This is a genomic window from Sphingopyxis sp., assembly GCF_035998905.1.
GTDB lineage: Bacteria > Pseudomonadota > Alphaproteobacteria > Sphingomonadales > Sphingomonadaceae > Sphingopyxis.
Genome location: NZ_DASYHG010000018.1, coordinates 33,810 through 55,121, shown reverse-complemented (window position 1 = coordinate 55,121; position 21,312 = coordinate 33,810). Strand labels below are relative to the sequence as shown.

The 21,312-nt window shown below is 65.0% G+C and carries 19 protein-coding genes; 5 read left to right on the top strand and 14 right to left on the bottom strand.

Going from position 1 to position 21,312, the window contains the following annotated elements; genetic code table 11:
- Positions 1-21 precede the first annotated feature (21 nt).
- Entirely contained in the window at positions 22-897 is an 876-nt protein-coding gene (locus VGN62_RS09055; protein ID WP_327452939.1) for an LOG family protein, read from the top strand.
- A 34-nt stretch (positions 898-931) separates the two neighbouring features.
- Here the strand turns inward: VGN62_RS09055 and VGN62_RS09050 are convergent, their stop codons facing one another.
- Positions 932-1,369, bottom strand: coding sequence for a cytochrome c family protein (locus VGN62_RS09050; RefSeq protein ID WP_327452937.1), 438 nt, complete (start codon positions 1,367-1,369; stop codon positions 932-934).
- A complete protein-coding gene (locus VGN62_RS09045) occupies positions 1,369-2,019 on the bottom strand; it encodes a cytochrome c family protein (protein WP_327452935.1) in 651 nt (216 codons plus the stop codon). The genes VGN62_RS09050 and VGN62_RS09045 overlap by 1 nt, the downstream gene beginning before the upstream one ends.
- A 181-nt stretch (positions 2,020-2,200) precedes the next feature.
- On the opposite strand from VGN62_RS09045, the gene VGN62_RS09040 reads away from it, so the two are divergent.
- Complete coding sequence (locus VGN62_RS09040) at positions 2,201-3,094, top strand: prephenate dehydratase (protein WP_327452933.1); 894 nt, start codon at positions 2,201-2,203, stop codon at positions 3,092-3,094.
- Between the two features lie 3 nt (positions 3,095-3,097).
- On the opposite strand, the gene VGN62_RS09035 is transcribed toward VGN62_RS09040, so the two are convergent.
- The 6 genes from VGN62_RS09035 to purT all read right to left on the bottom strand — a co-directional run bounded on the left by VGN62_RS09035 (position 3,098) and on the right by purT (position 11,843).
- Positions 3,098-3,772: a CDP-alcohol phosphatidyltransferase family protein gene (locus VGN62_RS09035; protein ID WP_327452931.1), complete on the bottom strand. Its 675-nt coding sequence runs from the start codon at positions 3,770-3,772 to the stop codon at positions 3,098-3,100.
- 118 nt (positions 3,773-3,890) lie between these two features.
- Positions 3,891-4,397 (bottom strand): hypothetical protein, encoded by a 507-nt coding sequence (locus VGN62_RS09030; protein ID WP_327452929.1) that lies wholly within the window; start codon positions 4,395-4,397, stop codon positions 3,891-3,893.
- Positions 4,398-4,422: 25 nt separating this feature from the next.
- On the bottom strand, positions 4,423-6,024 hold the full coding sequence (locus VGN62_RS09025; RefSeq protein WP_327452927.1) for a hypothetical protein: 1,602 nt from the start codon (positions 6,022-6,024) through the stop codon (positions 4,423-4,425).
- Positions 6,021-7,718: an Hsp70 family protein gene (locus VGN62_RS09020; RefSeq protein WP_327452925.1), complete on the bottom strand. Its 1,698-nt coding sequence runs from the start codon at positions 7,716-7,718 to the stop codon at positions 6,021-6,023. Before VGN62_RS09020 ends, VGN62_RS09025 begins: the two co-directional genes overlap by 4 nt.
- Before the next feature lie 100 nt (positions 7,719-7,818).
- A complete protein-coding gene (gene polA, locus VGN62_RS09015; protein ID WP_327452923.1) occupies positions 7,819-10,635 on the bottom strand; it encodes a DNA polymerase I in 2,817 nt (938 codons plus the stop codon).
- Between the two features lie 29 nt (positions 10,636-10,664).
- Positions 10,665-11,843 (bottom strand): formate-dependent phosphoribosylglycinamide formyltransferase, encoded by a 1,179-nt coding sequence (purT, locus tag VGN62_RS09010; RefSeq protein WP_327452921.1) that lies wholly within the window; start codon positions 11,841-11,843, stop codon positions 10,665-10,667.
- A gap of 122 nt (positions 11,844-11,965) precedes the next feature.
- On the opposite strand from purT, the gene VGN62_RS09005 reads away from it, so the two are divergent.
- Together VGN62_RS09005 and VGN62_RS09000 are read left to right on the top strand one after the other, a co-directional pair.
- Positions 11,966-12,394, top strand: a complete 429-nt coding sequence (locus tag VGN62_RS09005; RefSeq protein WP_327452919.1) for a nuclear transport factor 2 family protein — start codon at positions 11,966-11,968, stop codon at positions 12,392-12,394.
- Between the two features lie 43 nt (positions 12,395-12,437).
- Entirely contained in the window at positions 12,438-13,124 is a 687-nt protein-coding gene (locus tag VGN62_RS09000; protein ID WP_327452917.1) for an AraC family transcriptional regulator, read from the top strand.
- 12 nt (positions 13,125-13,136) lie between these two features.
- Here VGN62_RS09000 and VGN62_RS08995 read toward each other — a convergent pair whose 3' ends face one another.
- On the bottom strand, positions 13,137-13,619 hold the full coding sequence (locus VGN62_RS08995; protein WP_327452915.1) for a GFA family protein: 483 nt from the start codon (positions 13,617-13,619) through the stop codon (positions 13,137-13,139).
- Between the two features lie 88 nt (positions 13,620-13,707).
- A complete protein-coding gene (locus tag VGN62_RS08990; RefSeq protein ID WP_327452913.1) occupies positions 13,708-14,412 on the bottom strand; it encodes a glutathione S-transferase family protein in 705 nt (234 codons plus the stop codon).
- 104 nt (positions 14,413-14,516) lie between these two features.
- On the opposite strand from VGN62_RS08990, the gene VGN62_RS08985 reads away from it, so the two are divergent.
- Entirely contained in the window at positions 14,517-14,870 is a 354-nt protein-coding gene (locus VGN62_RS08985) for a helix-turn-helix domain-containing protein (protein WP_327452911.1), read from the top strand.
- 133 nt (positions 14,871-15,003) lie between these two features.
- Here VGN62_RS08985 and VGN62_RS08980 read toward each other — a convergent pair whose 3' ends face one another.
- The 4 genes from VGN62_RS08980 to VGN62_RS08965 form a co-directional block, all read right to left on the bottom strand.
- Positions 15,004-16,632 carry a putative Ig domain-containing protein gene (locus VGN62_RS08980; RefSeq protein ID WP_327452909.1) on the bottom strand — a complete coding sequence of 543 codons (1,629 nt, stop codon included), beginning with the start codon at positions 16,630-16,632 and terminating at the stop codon, positions 15,004-15,006.
- Between the two features lie 193 nt (positions 16,633-16,825).
- The gene (locus VGN62_RS08975; protein WP_327452907.1) at positions 16,826-18,490 is read right to left on the bottom strand and encodes a DUF1565 domain-containing protein; all 1,665 of its coding nucleotides are present in this window, start codon (positions 18,488-18,490) and stop codon (positions 16,826-16,828) included.
- A 181-nt stretch (positions 18,491-18,671) separates the two neighbouring features.
- The gene (locus VGN62_RS08970; protein ID WP_327452905.1) at positions 18,672-19,700 is read right to left on the bottom strand and encodes a hypothetical protein; all 1,029 of its coding nucleotides are present in this window, start codon (positions 19,698-19,700) and stop codon (positions 18,672-18,674) included.
- A 12-nt stretch (positions 19,701-19,712) separates the two neighbouring features.
- Positions 19,713-21,290: a sulfatase gene (locus VGN62_RS08965; RefSeq protein ID WP_327452903.1), complete on the bottom strand. Its 1,578-nt coding sequence runs from the start codon at positions 21,288-21,290 to the stop codon at positions 19,713-19,715.
- Between the last annotated feature and the right edge of the window lie 22 nt (positions 21,291-21,312).

The following is a 21,312-nucleotide window of genomic DNA, read 5'->3' as shown; positions in this document are numbered from 1 at the left end:
GAAGCGGCTAGCCGTCCGCTAATGGCAGAAGACAAACAACCCCATCGTTCGCGTTTCCACAAAGCCAAGGACGACGCAGAGTTCGCCAAACAGGCGACAACCACCCCGCAGACGGCACATCCCGCCTACAAGCTGGCGTTCCAGGACAAGGATTTCCTGCTGCGCGAGGATTTGCGTCCCGTCCGCTTCCAGCTCGAACTGCTGAAACCCGAATTATTGCTCGACGAGGCCGGCATCGAATCGATGCTGGTCATCTATGGCTCGGCGCGCATCCCCGAACCGTCGCAGGCCGACGCGCTGGAAGCCGCGGCGACCGACGATGTGCAGCGCAACATCGCGCGCCGCCTGAAGGCCAAGGCGAAATATTATGACGAGGCGCGCGCGCTCGCGCGGCTGGCGAGCCAATATCCGTGCGACGACAAGGGCTGTCGTCATTTCGTCGTCTGTTCGGGCGGCGGCCCGTCGATCATGGAAGCCGCGAACCGCGGCGCCGATGATGAAGGCCGCGAATCGGTCGGGCTCAACATCGTGTTGCCGCACGAGCAGGCACCGAACCGCTTCGTCACCCCGTCGCTCAGCTTCCAGTTCCATTATTTCGCGCTCCGCAAGATGCACTTCCTGCTCCGCGCGCGCGCGGTTGCGGTCTTCCCCGGCGGGTTCGGGACGTTCGACGAGATGTTCGAACTGCTCACGCTGATCCAGACGGGCAAGATCAAGCCGATCCCGATCGTGCTGTTCGGCAAGGAATTCTGGCACCGCGTCGTCAATTTCGAGGCGCTGGTCGAAGAGGGCGTGGTGAGTGCGCGCGACCTCGATCTGTTCAAATTCGTCGAGACCGCCGACGAGGCGTGGAAGATCATCACCGATTTCTACGCGAATATCGAACATCATGGCTGATCGCGTCGCCCTCGCGAAGGCGGGGGCGACGATATTATTTTTTCGACTGTTCTTCCAGGAACAGGATCAGCGCCTTGCGGTCGGCGTCGTCGATCACCCCGGCAAAGGCCATGCGCGTACCCGGAACCGCCTTCATCGGGGCCTTGAGATAGGCGTCGAGCGCGGCTTCGTCCCAGACGCCGCCTTTCGCCTTCATCGCACCCGAATAGGAAAAATCGGGCTTCGACGCGACGGCGGCACCGACGACGCCGTGCAGGTTGGGACCGATTCCATTGGAACCGCCCTTGTCGACCGTGTGACAGGCGACGCAGCGCCGGAAGATTTGCTCGCCCATCGCCGCGGTCGGTGCGACCGTGGGTGCCGGTGCCTCGATGCCGGGTTCGCCTGTCGCAGGCGCCTCGGCGGGTGGCTCGCTCTTGCCGCAGCCGGCGAGCGTCAGCGCGCCCGCCAGCAGGACGGGCGCGATGCGCATTATTTCTTGGCTTCGGCGGGGGCGGGCGCTGCCGCAGCGTCGGCCGCCGGGGCGGCGGCGCCTTCGGCTGCGGGGGCCGCAGCGGCGGCTTCCGCAGGCGCGGCGCCGTCGGCGGGTGCAGCGGCCGCTTCGGCGGCGGGCAGCGGCAGGTTCGAACCCTGGCTGTTCAGATAGACGATCAGGTTTGCGCGATCTTCGGCGCTGCTGAGGCCGGCGAACGACATCTTGGTGCCCGGGGCATATTTACGCGGGCTTTTCAGCCATTCGTCCATGCCCGCGAAGTCCCAGTTGCCGGGGACGCCCTTCAGCGCCGCCGAATAGGCGAAGCCCGGGACGTGGCCGTGCGCCTTGCCAAGCGCGCCCCACAGATTCGGGCCGATGCCGTTGGCGCCGCCCGATGCGATCGTGTGGCACGCCGCGCATTTTGCGAACACGGCTTCGCCCTTCGCCGGATCGGCGGCAGCGAGCAGGTTGGGAAGCGGTACGGCCGATTCGCCGCCACCGGCGCCGCCGTCGGCGTCTTCGATCGGATAACCGGGCTTTTCGGGGTTGTGGCTGGCGAACAACATGCTCGACCCGACAGTCAGGCCCAGCGCGCAAATGCCGGCGAACAGTACCCATCCGGCAATAGTATTGTTGCGATTGTCCATGCGTAGCAGCCCCGTTAGCTGACGCCCGCTTGCCGGGCGCATATTTGATTTGGACGCTCCCTTACTGGTGCGGCGACGGCGGCGCAAGGGGATGAAATCGCGCGACGACACGGTAAGGGCGCCGGTTGCGCGGGCGCGGGCAGACGGCTATGCGCCGCGGCTCAAGCTTGGGAAGGCAATCATGGGCAGTTATTCGGCTTCGGCACAGCATCTGGTCGATGGAATGCGGACGGCGGCGCTCGCCGAGCCCGCGCGCGGGCTGGCTTTCCAGGGCGCGCCGGGCGCGAACAGCGATCTTGCCGCGCGCGAATATGATCCGAATTCGCTGCCGCTGCCTTGCTATGCGTTTCAGGATGCCATCGATGCCGTGCGCGACGGCCGCGTCGACCGCGCGATCATCCCCATCGAAAATAGCCTGCACGGCCGCGTCGCCGACATCCATTTCCTGCTGCCCGAATCGGGCCTGTCGATCGTCGGTGAGCATTTCCTGCCGATCCGCTATGGCCTGATGAGCCGCGACCTCGGCCCCGTGACGCGCGCGATGAGCCACGAGCAGGCGCTGGGCCAGTGCCGTCACTGGCTGCGGACAAACGGAATCGCCCCCGTCGCGCACAGCGACACCGCGGGCGCCGCGGCGTGGGTTGCCGACAGCGACGAGGTCGGGCTGGCCGCGCTGGCGCCGCCGCATGCGGCCGAACTCTATGGCCTGACGCTTCACGGTACCGGGATGGAGGACGCCGACCATAATACGACGCGCTTCGTCGTGCTCGCGCGCCAGCCGCTGACCGATTTTGCGGGCGTCGAAGGGCCGCTGATGACGACCTTCATGTTCGAGGTGAAGAATATCCCCGCCGCGCTCTACAAGGCGCTCGGCGGCTTCGCGACCAATGGGGTCAACATGACGAAGCTCGAAAGCTATCAGGCCGGCGACAGCTTCGCCGCGACGCAATTCTATTGCGACATCGTCGGCGCACCGGGCGACGAGCGGATCGACCGCGCGCTCGAGGAACTCGATTTCCAGACCAAGTCGCTGCGCCTGCTCGGCACCTATCCGCAGGCGCGGGTTCGCAGTTAGGGGCTAACCGCCGCGGCGACGCAGCATCCGCGCGGTCGCCGACGTCTGGACGATGAACAGCGTCACGAGGATGCTCGAGACGACGAGCGCGAACAGGTCGAAGACCGAGAAATTGGTGCCGCCGATATCGCCGCCGCCGATGATCGGCATCGCGATCGTCATCGCCATCAGCATCAGCCGCAGCTCGGTCGGCCCGCCCGCCATATAGGACAGGCGGAATTCGCCGAGGATTTTCGCGGCGATGAAGGTGTGGATCGACAACAGGAAATAGCCGATTACCGCCATCAGCGCGACGTCGAGCCGCATATAGGGGCTCATCCCGATCGCGCTGATCATCAGCAAGGTCGCCAGCGCGTCGACGCTATGATCGACGAAATAACCATAGTTCGGCCGCTCGATGCCGCGCCAGCGTGCAAGGCTGCCGTCGAGCGAGTCGCCGAACCAGTTGACGATATAGCCGACGAGCGAGAGGCCGAGCCATTCGCTGTCGAACCAGCTGAGAACATAGCCCGCGGCGACGAGCACCGCGCCCGCAAAGCCCAATGTGGTGAGCTGGTCGGGTGTCACCCAGCCGGGAAGGCGTGCGCATAACCAGTTGAGAAGTCGGCGTTCGCTGCGCGCGAGAATATTCTGCTGGATGCGGACCGGCGCCTTCGCGACGGGTTCGAACTTGCTCATGAGGACCCTTTGTTGCCGGCTGTCACAAAAGTGCCGGCCGGATGTCATCGCGGCGTCATAGAGGCAAAGTCCGGTTTGCGAAAGGGCAGGGCGGTCGCGCGCCGCATGCGTGCGACGATCAGTCCTGCCAGGGACCGATTTCGCCGACCTCGCCGATGTTGCGGTACCGCACGGCGTCGTCGACCCATGCGACTTCCCACATCGGCGCAGGGCGCGCCCATTCGCCGATCACGAACAAGGGCAGCTTGTTCGCAGCGACGAAGGCGAGGTCGTCGGGGGTCGGGCCGGGGATGGTGGTTTCGGACCGCTGGTGCAGCCGCACGACCGCGAGCGTACCTTGCGGTGGCGGCGGCAGCGACTGGCGCGCGGATATCGCGAAGCTGGCGCCGATTTCGGGATTGCCGCGATCGTCGCGCGACAGGATCAGGATCTTGTCGGCGGTCGGATACGGGCCGCTGACGGGGCGCCCCGCCACCTTTCGCCCGGCGATCGCCGCGAACAGCCGGACGTCCTCGTCGGGGATCGCCGGCGTTGCCGCGACCGCGGTGCCGTGCGTGACGGGCGCCGGTGCGCCGGACGGCTGTGCGGCGAGGGCTGCGAGCAGGAAAAAGGCAGGGGGACTCATCGTCGGCTTCTCTCGATTCGATGGCCTATAGCAGGACCGGCAGAATCTTTTCGGATTGTTTGCGCGGGATTTCGGTCAGCAGTTCGAGCAAGCTCGTGGTGACGATGCACGTATCGAGGTCGTTGGAATCGCGCGCGCTGATGGCGGCGCGAACGCGCTTTTCGCTGAGGCCCGAACGATCGATCAATTTCCCCACAAGCTCGCCCGGCAACACGAATTCGTTGGGCGCGAACGCCCATTTGACCGTGCCATAGTCGTCATGCAGCACCGTATAGATCTGGTTTCGATAGGCTTCGGTCAGAATGACCGGCGCATTGCCGCTGCGGGCATATTGCGCGGGCTGGACGATGAATTGCACGCAGCCTTGCGGATCCTTTCGCAGCTTTTTCAGCGCCGCGACGCGGAGCATTGCATCGGCGACCTGACGATCGGACGGCAATTTGTCGACCGTCATGAAATAGGCGTCGGTCAGGTCCGTCATCAGGACATTGTCGGCATTCTTTTGATCGTCGGGAAGATATTTCGCCCGCTCGCGGAGCTTTTCATAGATCGCCGGGCTTTTGGCTTTCAGCGATTCCAGCGTGCGGCCCTTGGCAACGGCCTCGGGAAAATTGCGGCCGAGAAACGCGGTGACCGCCCGATCGGCATTTTCTGCCTCCAGCGCCGCGGCCATGACGGGATTGGCATCCCTCTCGAGCGACTTGGTATCCAGCGCCGAACATTGCGGCAGCGCCCCAAAGAAAATGCAGACGAAGACAAACCATACCCACGGGTTCGGCCCGCCGACGCCGCCGCTCCGTTCGACTTTCTTTTCCCAGCGCGCGACAAGTTCGGGCTGCCAATGCTCCTGCTCCAGCCAGGGGTAGTCGCGTCGCACCGTCGCGATCAGGTTGGTCATGCGCGGCTTGTCGATAGCCCGCGTCCACAACGGGCCCTTGGGCTTTCCGCTCGTCAGTTCCAGCCATTCGCGATGATAAGCGTGGCCGGGCGTGCCGAGTTCGTGGACCAGCGACCGGCCGTCATGCGCGTTGAAGAGCCACGGAATCGCCGGATGGATGCCCAGTTCGTGCGCGCGCTCGGCCCAGTGGAAATATTCGGCGACCTTGGGGAACAGGTCGGCGCCGCGCGGAAAGCGGTCGGCGAGCAATTGCGCGAGCCAGCCTTCGACGCGTGCATAATGGCCGAGATCGGCCATGCGTTCGTCGCCCAACAGCGCATCGACATGCCGCCCAAGTTCCTCGGCATCGGCCGGTGCCAATTCGTCGTCTTGCAGGAACAGGTCGACGACGCGCTGAAAACGCCGGTCGTCCTCTTCGCTGTACGTGACCGTGAAAACAGGTTTTTCTTCGGGTTCGCTGATCGCCGGCTGCAGTGCTTCGGGTTCGGCGCCGTCGTCGAACAAGTCGCCGAGGCCGAAATCATCCTCGTTGTCGTCGTCGGCCGACGGGGCATGGAGGAACTGGCCCGAAAGCGCCGCGTCGCGCGCATCGCGCAATTCCATATAGGCTTCGGTCTCGGCCTCATGGTCGAGCGCCTTGAGCAGCCGCGAATAGGCTTCGCGGATCGCCTTGCGGTCCTCTGTCGGCGCGATGTCGAGGACGGACCACGGCCAGTGGACGCTGGTCACAGCCGGTGATCCTGCTCCATTTCCCGCAGCGCAACTGCCATCGACCCGCGGGCTTCCTCGATCGCGCGCGGATCCTGCGTTTCGAGCACGCCTTCGAAATGGAGCAGCATTCGCGCGATATGCTCGCGCCGCTCATCGATAAATTCTTCATAAAGCCGCGCCGCCCAGCCGGCGATATACTGGTTTTCGGCGACGTCGCGCGGGTGCGTCTTGAGCGCCGCGAGCTGGTCGCGCCGCGCTTCGAGCTGCTCGGCCGTCAGCGCCTCGCTGTCGTCGGCGATCAGCATCGACCGTGTCTCGCCCGTTTCGGGAATCGTCACGTCGACGTCGAGCAGGCCCGAACTGTCGTAGGTAAAGCGGCAGTCGATCGAGACTTGTCCTGCCGGCTTCTTTGGAATGGGGAATTCCATCGTCCCGAGCAGGATGTTGTTCGCAACCTCGCGCGATTCGCCCTGGTAGATGTTGAGTTTGATGTGCGACTGATTGTCCGACATCGACGCATAATTGTTGGTGCGGCTGATCGGGGTCGGGCTGTTGCGGCTGATGATCGGCGAAAACAGGCCATCGCGAAGGCGGCCATGGCTGTCATATTCGGTGACTTCGACGCCCAGCGTAAAGGGGCAGATATCGGTGAGCCGCACTTCGTCGAGCGCGGCGTTACGCGCGACCAGCCCGGCCTGGATCGCGGCGCCGATGGCGACCGCATGGTCGGGGTGCACGACATGATTGGGAAAGCGGCCGAACATCTTCGTGATCGCTTTCCGGATGATCGGCATGCGTGTCGCGCCGCCGACGAGCACGATGTCGCTCAGCGCCTCGATGCGCAAATTGCTGTCGCGCAGCGAACGCAAGATCGGATCGCGGAGGCGCGCGAGCAGCGATCCCGACAGCGTTTCGAACTGGTCGGCGGTAATCTTCAGATCGAACTGCTGGTCGGAGAGGGTGAGCGTGACCTGTGCCTCATTCTGGTCGGTCAGCATCCGCCGCGCCATGTCGGCAACCTGGAACAGACGAGCGTCGAGCAGGTTGCGCCGGACGTCGGAAGGGAATGTGTGGTTTGCCGTCCAATGCGCGACGATCGCATTGGTGAAATCGTCGCCGCCCAGCCGGTTGTCGCCCGACGAAGCACGCACTTCGACGATCGCATCGAACATTTCGACGATCGAGACGTCGAAGGTGCCGCCGCCCAGGTCGAAAACGAGGAAGGGTTCGCGATCCTCCTTGTCGGCGATGCCGAAAGCGAGCGCGGCGGCGGTGGGTTCGTTGAGCAGCCGCGCGACCTTCAGCCCGGCGAGTTCGCCGGCGCGCCGCGTCGCCTTGCGTTGCTTGTCATTGAAATAGGCAGGGACGGTGATGACCGCTTCGGTCACCTCCTGACCCGTCGCCGCCTCGATATCTTCTTTCAGGCTGCGCAGGACGATCGCCGACAGATCTTCGGCCTTGAACGAATATCGGCCGATCTTGATGGCGCGGCTGGTTCCGATGAAACGCTTGAAGCTGGTGATCGCTTCGGCGGGTTTCACCACCCAGTGATTGAGCGCCGGCTTGCCGACCAGGGTTGTTCCGTCGGGCAATATGGCGACCGCCGACGGCGTCAACAGATCGCCCAGCGCATTGGGGATCAGCCGCGTTTCGCCATTTTCAAAGATTGCCGCTGCGCTATTGGTCGTACCCAAGTCGATGCCGACGATCATCTTGCCCCCGAAATTCCCCGCGACGTGGCGGATTCGCCATCATCTGCCTTTCGGGGTGCAACATGTCTTTTATGCAATCAACGGAAAGTTGGTCCGGCCATCAATGCGCTTCGCCCCAGCTCTTGCCGATGCCGATCTCGACTTCGAGCGGGACCGACAGCGTCAGCGCGGGTTCGGCGGCGCCCGACATCACCGCGCGGATCACCGCGCCCGCGGCTTCGGCCTTGTCCTCGGGCGCCTCGAACACGAGTTCGTCGTGAACCTGGAGGAGCATCTTGACGTCCGAAAGCCCCGCATCGGCCAGCGCCGTCGGCATCCGTGCCATCGCGCGCTTGATCAGGTCGGCGCTGGTACCCTGGATCGGCGCGTTGATCGCGGCGCGCTCGCTGCCCGCGCGTTCGTTCTGGTTCGCCGCCTTGATGCGCGGGAACCAGGTTTTGCGGCCGAACAAGGTCTCGGTGTAACCCTTCGCGCGCGCGCTTTCGAGCGTGTCGGTGATATAGTCCGAAATTCCCGGGAAGCGTTCGAAGTAGCGCGCGATCAGCGCCTGTGCCTCGTCGGGCGTGACTTCGAGCCGGCCCGCAAGGCCCCAGCGTGAGATGCCGTAGAGGATCGAGAAATTGACCGTCTTCGCCTTGCCGCGCGTGTCGCGGTTGACCTCGCCGAACAACTCGATCGCGGTCGCGGCGTGAATATCCTGCCCCTGCGCAAAGGCTTCCTTGAGTTCGGGGACGTCGGCCATATGCGCCGCGAGCCGCAGCTCGATCTGGCTATAGTCGGCGGCGATCAGCACATGGCCGGGCGCCGCGATGAAGGCATCGCGGATCTGGCGGCCGGTTTCGGTGCGGATCGGGATGTTCTGCAAATTGGGGTCGGTCGACGACAGCCGCCCTGTCTGCGCGCCGACGAGGCTGTAGCTCGTGTGCACGCGCCCGGTCGTCGCGTTGATCTGCTGCTGCAGCGCGTCGGTGTAGGTCGACTTCAGCTTGGCAAGCTGGCGCCATTCGAGGATCTTGCGCGCGATGGGCACACCGTCGCGTTCGAGCCGTTCGAGCTCGTTCTGGTCGGTTGACCAATCGCCCGACTTGCCCTTGCGGCCGCCCTTCAGGCCGAGCTTGTCGAACAATATTTCGCCGAGCTGTTTCGGGCTGCCGATCGCGAAGGGCTGCCCGGCAAGCTCGTGGATCTCGCCCTCGATGCGCAGCATCTCGTTCGCGAACTCGCCCGACAGGCGCGCGAGATATTCGCGGTCGACCATGATGCCGGCGCGTTCCATCCCCTCGACCACCGCGGCGAGCGGGCGATCGACCATTTCATAGATGCGCGTCCCGCCCTCGATCGGGAGGCGGAGCTTAAGGAGCTTCCACAGCCGCCACGCGACCTCGGCATCCTCGGCGGCATATTGGGTCGCGCGGTCGAGCGGCACCTCGGCGAAGCTGATCTGCGATTTGCCCGTGCCGCACACTTCCTTGAACGAGATGCAGACATGGTCGAGATGCAGCTTGGCCAGCTCGTCGAGCCCGTGCTGGTGCTTGCCCGCGTCGAGCGCGAAGCTCATCACCAGCGTATCGTCATAGGGGGCGACGGAGATGCCGTGCTGGGCGAGCACGCCGATGTCATATTTCAGATTGTGTCCGACCTTGAGCACCGCTTCGTCGGCGAACAGCGCGTGGAGGCGGCCAATCGCTTCGGCGAGCGGCACCTGCTCGGGCTTTTCGGCGAACATGTCGGTCCCGCCGTGGCCGAGCGGGATGTAGCAGGCCTTGCCGGGACCCGTCGACAGGCTGACGCCGACGAGGGTGCCGGTGACGCTGTCGAGCGTCGCGGTTTCGGTGTCGATCGCGACGACATGTGCAGCCTTTGCCGCGTCGATCCAGCGGTTGAGCGCCTCGACTGTCGTCACCGTCTCGTAAAGCGCGCGGTCGATCGCCGGCATGGCGGGCAGCGTCGGCGTCGACGGCCCGGCAGGCGTCGCCGCCGCCGGAGCGGCCGTCGCGCGGGGCAGGGTCGGGGGACCGCCGGGGGTACCGCCAAGGTCGAGCTTGGCCGAGAGCGAGCGGAAGCCATGTTCGTCGAGGAACAGCTTCAAGGGTTCGGGCGGGATCGCGCCGAGCTTGAGAGTGTCGAGTGCGTCGGGCAGCGCGACGTCGCGTTTCAGGTCGACGAGGATGCGCGACAATTCGGCAAGTCCGCGGTGCTCGATCAGGTTTTCGCGCAGCTTCGACGCCTTCATCGTCTCCGCGCCGTCGAGCGCGGCGGTGAGGTTGCCATATTCCTGGATCAGCTTGGTCGCGGTCTTGGGCCCGACCCCGCGCACGCCCGGCACATTGTCGACGGCATCGCCCATCAGCGCGAGCACGTCACCCACCAGATCGGGCGTGACGCCGAACTTCTCGTTCACCGCGTCGAGCCCGAGCCGGACATTCTTCATCGTGTCGAGCATGTCGACATGCGGCGAGCCATCGGTCGGCTCGCGGATCAGCTGCATCAAATCCTTGTCCGACGACACGATCGTGACGTCCCAGCCTTCGCGCACTGCGGCCTCGGCGTAGGAGGCGATCAAGTCGTCGGCCTCGAAACCCTCCATCTCGATGCACGGCAGCGAGAAGGCGCGCGTCGCGTCGCGGATCAACGGGAATTGCGGGCGCAGATCCTCGGGCGGTTCGGGCCGGTTCGCCTTATACTGGTCGTAAATCTCGTTGCGGAACGACTGGCTCGAATGATCGAGGATTACCGCGAGGTGCGTCGGCCCGTCGGCGTCGTGCAGGTCCTTCGCGAGCTTCCACAGCATCGTCGTATAGCCATAGACCGCGCCGACGGGCACCCCCTTGGGGTTCGTCAGCGGCGGCAGGCGGTGATAGGCGCGGAAGATGTAGCTGGAGCCATCGACCAGATAGAGATGATTCTTTTCCGACATGGCGCGGGGTGTAGCAGGGCGGTTGCAGGCTAGCGATAGTCGATCACGAGTTTCGCCGCCGCGGCTACCGCGGCGTCGCGGGCTTCGTCGGTGGTGCCGCCCGCAACCTTCGCCAGCGCGACGCCCATGCGGCGATACGGCCGCGTGACCGGCTTGCCGAAAATGCGCGCATCGACCGACGTTTCGGCATTCGGCGCCGTGAGCGCGCCGGCAAGCCCGGTGATCGCAAAGTCCGATGCGTCGCGGTCGGCAAGGAGCACCGCGCTCGCGCTCGCGTCGGGCACCGCAATCGCCGGGATCGGGAGGCCGAGGATCGCGCGCGCGTGAAGGTCGAATTCGGAGAGCGGCTGCGAGATCAAGGTCACCATGCCGGTGTCGTGCGGGCGGGGCGAGAGTTCGGAAAAGATCACCTCGTCGCCCTTCACGAAATATTCGACCCCGAAGATGCCGTGACCGCCGAGCGCATCGACGACCTTCGTCGCCATCGCCTGCGCGGCGGCGAGCGCCGCATCGGACATCGCCGCGGGCTGCCAGCTTTCGCGATAGTCGCCGCGTTCCTGCCGGTGTCCGATCGGCGGGCAGAAGGCGACACCATCCTTGTGGCGGACGGTGAGCAAGGTGATCTCGTAATCGAAGTCGATAAAGGCCTCGGCGATGACGCGCAGCCGGTCGCCGCGCATCCCTGCTGCGGCATAATCCCACGCCGCGTCGATGCCGGCGGCGTCCCGGACCGTGCTCTGGCCCTTGCCCGACGAGGACATGACGGGCTTCACGACGAGCGGGAAGCCGATGCGTTCGGCGGCCGCCGCCAATCCCTCGCGGCTCGTCGCATATTCGAAGGTCGAGGTTTGGAGGCCGAGTTCGCTCGCCGCGAGGTCGCGGATCGCGTCGCGGTTCATCGTCAGCTGCGCGGCGCGCGCCGAGGGGACGACGTGGAAACCTTCGGCTTCGACCTCGGCCAGGATTTCGGTGCGGATCGCCTCGACCTCGGGGACGATATGATCGGGGCGGTGCTTCGCGATCGCCGCGCGCAATGCATCGCCGTCGAGCATCGAAAAAACCTCATATTCGTCGGCGACCTGCATCGCGGGCGCGCCTTCATAGCTGTCGCACGCGACGACGCGGCAACCGAGCCGCTTGGCCGAAATCACGAACTCGCGTCCGAGCTCGCCCGAACCGAGGAGGAGGATGGTGGCGGTGGGGGTCATGCGTTCGCTCCGATTCTGTCGGGCTTCTCACACCCGATATCGCGCCCGGACGCAATGCACGTTTGTTCAACGCGTGCGGGCGTGCGGCGCGTAGGTTCGTCGCACAACAAGGGAGAAAGTCGATGTCCACCGCACAGCTTGAAAAAACCCTGCCGACCGAAGCGCTGTTCGACCGCTACCATGTCGGATGGGAAACGAAGGACGCCGAGCTGATCGCGTCGCTTCACTCGGCGGATACGATCTTCCAGCTTCACGACGGGTCGGAGCCGATCGTCGGTCGCGCCGCACTCCGCGCGCATTGCCGCACGCTGTTCGACACCTATGATTTTTCGCAGACGATGGGCCGGCGGCTCTATGGTCACAATTATTGGGTCTTCGACTGGAGGATGGTCCTGTCGCTCGCGCTTCCCGACGACAGCCGCTTCGTCGCGCATGTCGAGATGGTCGACGTCGTCACGGTCGATGCCGACGGGCTGGTCACGGCCAAGCATGTCTATCCCGACGCACAGCAGATGACCGCCGCCTTTGCCCGGGCCGGAATCGCGCGATAGCGTTAGCTTGCGTGCCGCGCGCGCCGGGAGGATAGTCGCGGCCATGCCCGACCCGGTTTTGCCCTTCCTCAATTCCTGTTTCCCGGTCGGGACCCGCCGGCTCGCGGCGCACGCCAATCCCGTGGCGGCGGTGCTGGTCGGGCGCACCGGGCCGCTGCGGCTCGAACGCGACGGGCAGCGCGTCGAGGGCGATGTCGTGCTTGTCCGGCCCGGGATCATCCATGCGGTCGACTTTGCCGAGCGCGGCGCCGACGTCCTCTATCTCAACGGCCTTGCCTTTCCCTTCGACGCGCCGCTGGGGCAGGCTCTATCGGGCAAGCTCGCCTATGCGGCGCACGATGCGATGCAGGGCGATGCTTCGGCGGTTGCCGCACTGCGCGACCGGCTGGCCCCTTCGGCGGGGGCGATCCCGCCCGCGGTCGCGGCGGCGGTGGCCGCGATCCATGCCGACCCGATGTGGCGGATGCCGCAGAGCGAGCTGGCGCGGCGCCTCGGCATGGAGCGAACACAGGCACTGCGCCTTTTCAAGGCCGCGACAGGGCAGGGCTTTCGCGCGTTCAAGCTCTGGTCCGCGCTGCAATATGCGACGCAGCAGCTGGCCGAGGGCGCGCTGGTGCGGACCGCGGCGATGGATGCGGGCTTTGCCGATACGGCGCATCTTTCACGCGCCTTTCGCCACTTCTTTGGCCTGACCCCCAGCGCCGCGATAGCAGGGTTGTCCGTGAACTGACGTCCCGCGCGGCTATTCGGGCCAGGCGTCGGTGTCGTGGTCGGGGTGCTGGTGATTGCTCGCCCGGATCGCGCCGACGAGGCTGCTCATCGTTTCCTCGGTCGTGCCTTCGGCCTGGATCGGCAGGCCGGCAAAAACCGGCAGGCGGCCTTCGACACCGAATTGCATCTTTGGCGCAAAGCGCGCCGGTTCGTCGAACGACCCGGTCGTCAGGTTGATGTGCCGGCTTTCGGGATAATCATAAAAGAGCGGGGTGCCGCAGTCGCGGCAGAAACCACGCGCGGCCTTGTCCGAACTGTTGAAGGCGGCCGGCTCGCCGCGCGTCCATGTGATCGCGTCGCGCGGCACGCCGATCAGCGCGATGAAGAAATTGCCCGCCGCCTTCTGGCACATGCGGCAATGACAGATGTGCGAGCTGTCGAGCACCGCGGTGACATGATAGCGCACGGCGCCGCACTGGCACCCGCCCGACGCTTCGGTTTCGATCCTGTCCATGGCGTCTTGCTATCAAAGGTGGCGGGCGCCCACAATCGCGCAAGCGGGGGACGGGTGCGCAGCGGCAGTGCGCCGCGCACCCGTCCCATCAGGCACCGTAACGCTCGATCACTTCGGCGAGCGGGACATGGCCGAGGCAAAAGCCCCGTCCCGGCACCGTCTCGCCGCTTTCGAGCGCGGTGGCATAGGCAACGGCCGGATCGGCCTCCAGCCTTGCGCGCAGCGCCGCGAGCCTGGGCCAGCGAACGGGCTCGGCGACCTCGTGAAACTCCAGCCAGCGCGCGACCCCGATGAACAGCGCGTCGGCCAGCGTCGGCCGATCGCCGACCAGATAGGGGCCATCGCCGACCATTTTCTCCAGCCGGTCGTGGCGCCCGATCACCGCTTCCTTGCCCCATTCGCGGAGCGCCGCTTGCAGCGCGGGGCGCGGCGGGTCCATTTCGAGCGCGACCCACAGCGGGGTGAAAGACCCTGTGAAGCCCGAATTGATGAACCCCATCAACTGGGTCATCCGGTCGGCTTCGCGCGACAGCGGGTCGAAACTGATGCGCCGTTCGCTGTCGCGCGCCGCGAACCAGCGCGCGATCGCCATGGTTTCGGTGAGCACATGGCCCTCGTCGGTAATCAGCGCCGGGGTTTCGTGCCGCGCGTTGATGCCGGCATAAGCGGGCTCGCGCATTTCGCCGAGCATGTCGACGCGGCACAGGCGATAGGGTTTGCCCAGCCATTCGAGCGCCGCGACAAGGCCCATGGAACTTCCCAGCGGGAAGCCATAGATAAGGATCGGTTCCAATGTATTGCTCCATCTTCTGAAGGGGGGAGCTGCGCAGCGAAGCCAGGTATAGGGCGCGCTATCGCCACGTAAATTACGCACCTTTTTGTAACCATGAGGCCCCGATGAAAGATCTGGTTTCGCGCTGTCCGATCGAGGAAGTGATGCAGGTGCTAAGCGGCCGCTGGCCGACCTTGCTCCTCTATTATCTCAGCGACGGAACCAAAAGATTCAGCGACCTGCGCCGCGACAATCCGACGATCTCGCACAAGATGCTGACGCTCGAACTGCGTAAGCTCGAGGATGCGGGGATCGTCCAACGTACCGAGTTCGAAGGCTATCCGCGGCGCGTCGAATATGACCTGACCCCCGACGGCGAACGGCTCGTGCCGCTGATCGATGCACTGGGCGATTGGTGGGATACGACAGCGGGCGGGGCCGATGCCGTCGCGGCCGTCGCCGCCGCGGGCGATGGCTGAAATCGCCCGGCAGCGGCGCTGCTTCGCTTTGTGCGGATGAAAGCTTTCCCGCAGGGCGCATCGGCAAGCCGGAGCGAGCCTCTGCGGGAGCTTGCCGAATATCCGCACCGTTCGATCTGGGCAGCCCGGCGTATCAGCAGGGCGCCGACGTCGGCGGCCCCGGAAAATGGCAGCGCTGCGCATAGGTGTAGCTGTGACCCGTCTCATTGTCTTCGAGTGTGATCTGGCTGTAGCTCGCGGGCCAATTCGCAAAGATGCGCGTCTTCATCAGCTGCATATAGGCGGCGTCGAAGACCTGCGTGGGCTCGGCGGGCACGATGCCATATTCGGCGAGGCGGTTCTTCCACATCTGGCGCGTCGTGCTGTCGACGCCCATCGCCGATGGCACGCCGCTCGCGCGCGCGAAGTCGCCGTTCGCGGGATCGGCAAACACCGCGGCGAGACGCAGGATCGAAGCATATTTGCCCGCGTCGGCGGCGATACCCGACAGCGTCGCATTGGCGGCGACATTGGTGAAGGCCTGCTGGAAGTCCTTGATCGTGACGCGATTGCTGCGCGGGTGGAACAGATTATTCTCGATCGTCTCCGCGTTGGTGCTCTGGAGGCTCAGTTCGCCCGTGTTGACGATACGCGCGTTGAGATAGAAGCCGTTCCGCCGCACCGTCGCGCGGTCGAAGGTGTTGAAGCCGAGCCCGCTTTTGCCGTTCCACATCGCAAGATTATTCTCGACCAGCGCGCGGCCTTGGAAGGTCGAACGATTGTTCTGCATATGCAGGCCATTGCCTTCGTCGACCTCGAGTTTGACGAAACCCTTGGAAAAGACGTGCGAGATGATCAGCGACTGGTTGCCGAACGCCATATTGCCGGCCATCACGATGGTCTGCTGCGCCGCATTGGCGGGACTGGTGGTCTTGAGATCGGACAGCGAGATGCCGTGCACGCCGCCGGTCGACCACCAGGCGTTGTTGTAGACGATATTATTCTCGACATTGACGAACTCGGCATCGTTGTTGGCAAGGCCGACGCCGGGGAAGTCATGGACGACGAGGTCGCGCAGAACGAGATGGTCCGAACTCGACGCGGGGACGCCGCGTCCCGACAGCGGGTTGATGTCGTCGTTCCACCAATTGTCCATCGCAATGTTGAAATTGAGCGACTGAGCGTTGCCCATGATCTCGAAACCCTGGATCGTCCAGTAATCGGCGCCGCTCATCGCGATGCCGCTGACGTCGCTCACCAGCTTGGCATATTCATTGCCGAACGGACGCAGCACGATCGGCTGCGCCGCGGTGCCGTCGCGCGTGATACGAACGAGGCTCGCTTCGGTGCGCGCGCCATAGGGCTGGCCATATTCGGCGTTCCGGTATTCGCCGCCGCGCACGAAGATCGTCTGCCCCGGATTGACCGTCTGCACCGCCTTGCGCAGCGTGCGGAACGGGCTGGTCGCGGTGCCGGCATTGCTGTCGGCGCCGCTTGTCGCAACATAGAGACCGGCTGGATCGGCGGCGCCCGCACCGACGGTCACCGTGAAACTGCGGTTCTGGCTTTGCGATCCGTTCGTGACGGTCGCGCTGACCGCGAAGCTGCCCGTCTGCGCCGCCATCGGGGTCCAGCGGATCTCGCCCGATTTGGGCTGGACGATCATGCCTTCGGGCACGGCTGTCGTGAAGGTCCATGTCACCGGGCCCGTCAGCGAGGTCGACAGCTTGCAATCGACGGGCGAATTGGTCGTGACCGTCATCGTGCAGGAGGACGCGGACATCGCGGAGGCATCGCCTCCTGGCGCCGGGGCCGTCGCGGTAATCGTGACGGGAGGAGGAGCGTCATCGCCGCCGCCGCATCCCGCCAAACTCATTAACGCCGCCATCCCAAGCGACGATGGAATCATTGCTCGCTTCATCATTGCCTCCCTGTTTTGTCGATTGCGGGGTCACCCGCATTGCATCTCGCTCGGCTCAGCAGGGCGCGCTGGTCGGCGTGTTCGGATAGTGGCAGCGCTGCGCATAGGTGTAGCTGTGGCCCGTGACGGGATCGTCGAGGCGGATCGTGCTGCGCGACGCCGGCCAGGTGTCGAAGATCCGCTGCTTCATCGCGGCGAGATATGCGGCGTCGACCGTCTGCGTCGGTGCGACGAATGGGATGCCATATTCGGCCAGCCGCTTGCTGAGCGCCTGACGGACGGTGGCGATCACGCCCATACCCGATGGCACACCGCTTGCCGGGGTAAAGTTGCCAGCCGCCGGATCGGCGAACACGGCCGCCAACACCTGGATGCTGGGATATTTGTTGCCGTCGTTGCTGGCGCCGGTCGTGGCGTTGGCGAGGATACCCGAATATTCGTTGGTATAAGAACGGATGGTATATTTGTCGGGGCGCGGGTGGAACAGATTGTTCTCGACCGAATAGAGTCTGGAATCGCGCTTGGTAATCTCGCCCGCCGCCTCGGCGACGCGCGCATTGAGATAGAAGGAATTGCGCGAGAAGCGCACCTGACCGACGATCTTTCCGATGCCGTTGAGGCCGACGCCGCCCTTGCCATTATAGGCGAGGATATTGTTCTCGATGCCAACGCGATTGCGGAATGTGCCGGGAGATACGTCGGTGACGCCTTCATTCTGCAGAAACATGCCAGCGCCTTCGTCGATTTCGAGGCTCACAAAGCCCTTCGAGAAGACGTGCGACATGATGAGCTGCTGGTTGCCGAAAACCAGATTTCCCGAGTAGATCACCGTTTCCAGCGTCTCGTTTGCGGGTGCTGTCGTCGCCATCGAAACCGATGAGACGCCATTCGTCCCCGAAATCGTCCACCACGCATTGTTGTAGACGATATTATTCTCGACATTGACGAATTCCATGCCGCGATTGTTGATCCCGCCGCCCGGAAAATCGTGGATCACATTGTCGCGGATCGTGACATGATCGCTGCTGTTGTTCTGGATTCCGCCGCCGGTGATCCGGCGCGAGGCGTCGCCGTCGGTCCACCACATCCCCATTACGGTTTCATAATCGAGTGCTTGGGCGCCCCCCATGATCTCGAAGCCCTGGATCGTCCAGTAATCGGCGCCCTGCGCCGCGATCGCGGTGACATCGCTCGTCAGCTTGGCATATTCGTTGCCGAACGGGCGCAATATGATCGGCTGTGTGGCTGTGCCCGGCGTGGTGATGCGGACAAGGCTCGATTCGGTCCGCGAACCCCAGGATTGGCCGTATTCGGCATTCTTATATTCGCCGCCGCGCACGAAGATCGTCTGCCCCGGCGCGACCGACTGTACCGCCTTTTTGAGCGTCTTGAACGGGCTGGTCGCTGTGCCGGCATTGCTGTCGGCACCGCTCGGCGCGACATAGATACCGGCGGGGTCGGCGGCGCCCGCGCCGACGGTAACCGTAAAGTTGCGGTTCTGGCTTTGCGATCCGTTGGTAACGGTCGCGTTGACCGCGAAGCTGCCCGTCTGCGCCGCCATCGGGGTCCAGCGGATCTCGCCCGATTTGGGCTGGACGATCATCCCTTCGGGCGCGGCGGTAGTAAAGGTCCATGTCACCGGGCCCGTCAGCGAGGTCGACAGCTTGCAATCGACGGGCGAATTGGTCGTCACCGTCATCGTACACGAGGATGTGGACATTGCAGCGGCGTCGGCTCCTGCCGCCGGAGCCGTTGCCGTAACCGTGACGGGAGGAGGGGCATCATCGCCGCCCCCGCCGCATCCGGAAAGCGTGATCATCGTCACCAATGCCGATGCCAAAACAGATCCACGATGCCCCATCATTTCTCTCCCTGTTTGTGATTTATCGCATTGTTTTAATTCAGTATTTTATGGATACTGCGAACGCCCATTCGAACTGTGCACCGGGTTCCAGCCGCACCGCGCCATCGCCTGTCGCGAGCGCATTTTGTTTCCCCCACCAAGGTTCGGGGCTGAAAAAGCCCTTCTGAAGGTCGCCCCACATGTTGAAGCCAACGGGGTCGCCCGATGCGGGTGTGCTGCCGCTATGCTCGACCGCGATCGACAGGCCGTCGGCGAAGTCGAGCCGCGCTGCGGGACGTGGGCCATAGCCTGCCAGCGGCACTGCGGGGCCGGTGCTGAACGGCGCCAGACTTGCGCCTTCGAGCGGGCCGATCGCTTCCGATCCGCCGGTCGGCCGCGCCTGTCCATCGAGGAGCAGGCGGCGCGTCGCCGGGGTGGTCAGCGCCGCGCCGCCCGGCGGCAAGGCGAAGGCGATATGATTGCCCAGCGAAAAGGGCATCGCGCTGCGATTGTCCTTGTCGGCGCGGATGCGGTGCTCGACCGATACCGTTGAGCCGCGCAGGACATAACGAAGCTGGAAGCCGAAGCCGAAGGGATAGCGCTTTCGCGTTTCGGGCGTGTCGACGAGTTCGAGCGTCACGCTCGCTTCACTGCCATCGCGTTTTTGCGCCACCACCCGCCACGGCAGGTCGCGCGCAAAGCCATGGACGGGCATGTCGTATGCCTTGCCTTGCCACAGCCAGCCGCGTTGCGGCTTTTGTCCCGGCGTATCGGGCAAATAGGTGCGGCCGGTCGCGGGCCACAGCACCGGCGCCTTGCCGTCGAACCCGTCGGCTTCGCAGAAATTGCCGCCGCGATAGAGAAGCTCGCGCCGCTCCTTGCCCTGAAGCAGGCGAAGCGACACCATCTCGCCGCCGCGGGCGGGCGCGATTGTCGCGGTCAGCGCGCCGTCCGGGCTGTCGAGCGCGATCAGATCGGCCGGCGCCCGGTCGGGGCAGGTGCCAGCCTCTTCAGCCGCCGTTGCCGGGGTCGCGGCGAGGCCGAGCAGCGACATACCAACCAAGAGGAAGAGGCGGTCTCGCGCCACGCGGTCCGGTCCTCAATCTTCGTCTTGTTCGCGGGCGGTTTCCTTGCCCTTGGCCGCGCGGCGCTTCTCCTTGCGCGCCGCCTTCTTGTCGGCTTCGGCACCGCGCCCCAGGTGCGGCTTCGCGGCGCCGATCGACGCCAGCCATCCATCGATCTGCTGGCGCATCGACGCGGCGCGCTTCGGGTCACTCGCCGCAAGGTCCTTGTTCTCGCCGGGATCGACGGCAAGGTTGAACAGCTCGCCCTTTTTCGACGGATCGTAGTTGCGCACCAGCTTCCAGTCGCCGACGCGTACCGCGCCCGCGGCGGTGTCGCCGGTCTGGTTGGGTCGCGGGCGTGGGCTGTACCAGTAAGTGACGCGCGCCGGATCGCCCTTTCCGCCCGCGAGCAGCGGCAGGTAGGGGACGCCGTCGACATGCGATTTCGGGCGCAGCGCCGCGCCGGCCATTTCGAGCCACGAGGGATAATGGTCGGTGTTGCTGACAAAGGCGTTCGATCGGCTGCCAGCCTTGGTGTGCCCCGGCCACAGCACGATCATCGGCACGCGGGTGCCGCCGTCATAGACATGGCCCTTGCCCGCGCGCAGCGGCAGGTTGCTCGTCGCGACCTCGCGATTGCCGCCCGCGCCGCGATTGCTGAGTCCGCCATGGTCGGAGGTGAAGACGATGATCGTATTATCGGCGATGCCGAGCCGGTCGAGCGCGGCGCGCAGCTTGCCGACGCTCTCGTCCATGCTCGCGAGCATCGCGGCATAGGTGACATTGTCCTGATATTTCTTGGTCTCGCCATCGCGCGCCAGATAGGCGTCTGCCTTCGCGCCGCCCATCGCCGCCAGCTTCTTGGAGAACTTCGCCTTCAGCTCGGGCTTCGCCTGCAGCGGCGTGTGCACCGCATAGTGAGACAGATAGGCAAAGAAGGGCTGCCCCGGTTTCGCCTTCTCGTGCGCCTCGATCAGGCGGATCGTTTCGTCGGTCAGCCGGTCGGTCAGATATTCGCCGGGCTTGCCGGTATCGAGCCCCGGGCCCATCGCGCGGCCCTTTTCGGCGCCATAGGGAAAGAAATGCGATCCGGGGGCGCCGGCCGAGCCGCCGCCGATATTGACGTCGAACCCCTGTGTGTCGGGCATCGCGTCGGGGGTCTTGCCGAGGTGCCATTTGCCCACGAAGAAGGTCGCATAGCCCGCGTCGTGCAGCGCTTCGGCAACGGTGAACTCCGACGCTGCCATCACTTCGCCGCCGGTGCCGCCGGGAATCTGAGCACGCGCCGGGTTGCGACCGGTCATCAGCGCGTAGCGCGACGGCGTGCAGCGCGGATAGGCGACATGCGCATTGTCGAAGCGCATTCCGTCGCGCGCGAGCTTGTCGATTGCGGGTGTCTCGTAAAATTCCGATCCGGCATAGCTGACGTCGCGCCAGCCGAGGTCGTCCATCAGGATGACGAGGATGTTCGGGCGCGCGGCGGCCTTCTTTGCGGCCGGTGCCGGTGCGGGCTCGGCGGTGGCCACCGGGGCGAAGGCGAGGGCGGATGCGCCGAGCAGCGCGGCAGCGGTGGCCGTCAACAGGACAGGACGCGGCGAAAGTGAAAGGAACATGGTCAAGCTCTCCGGTTATCGG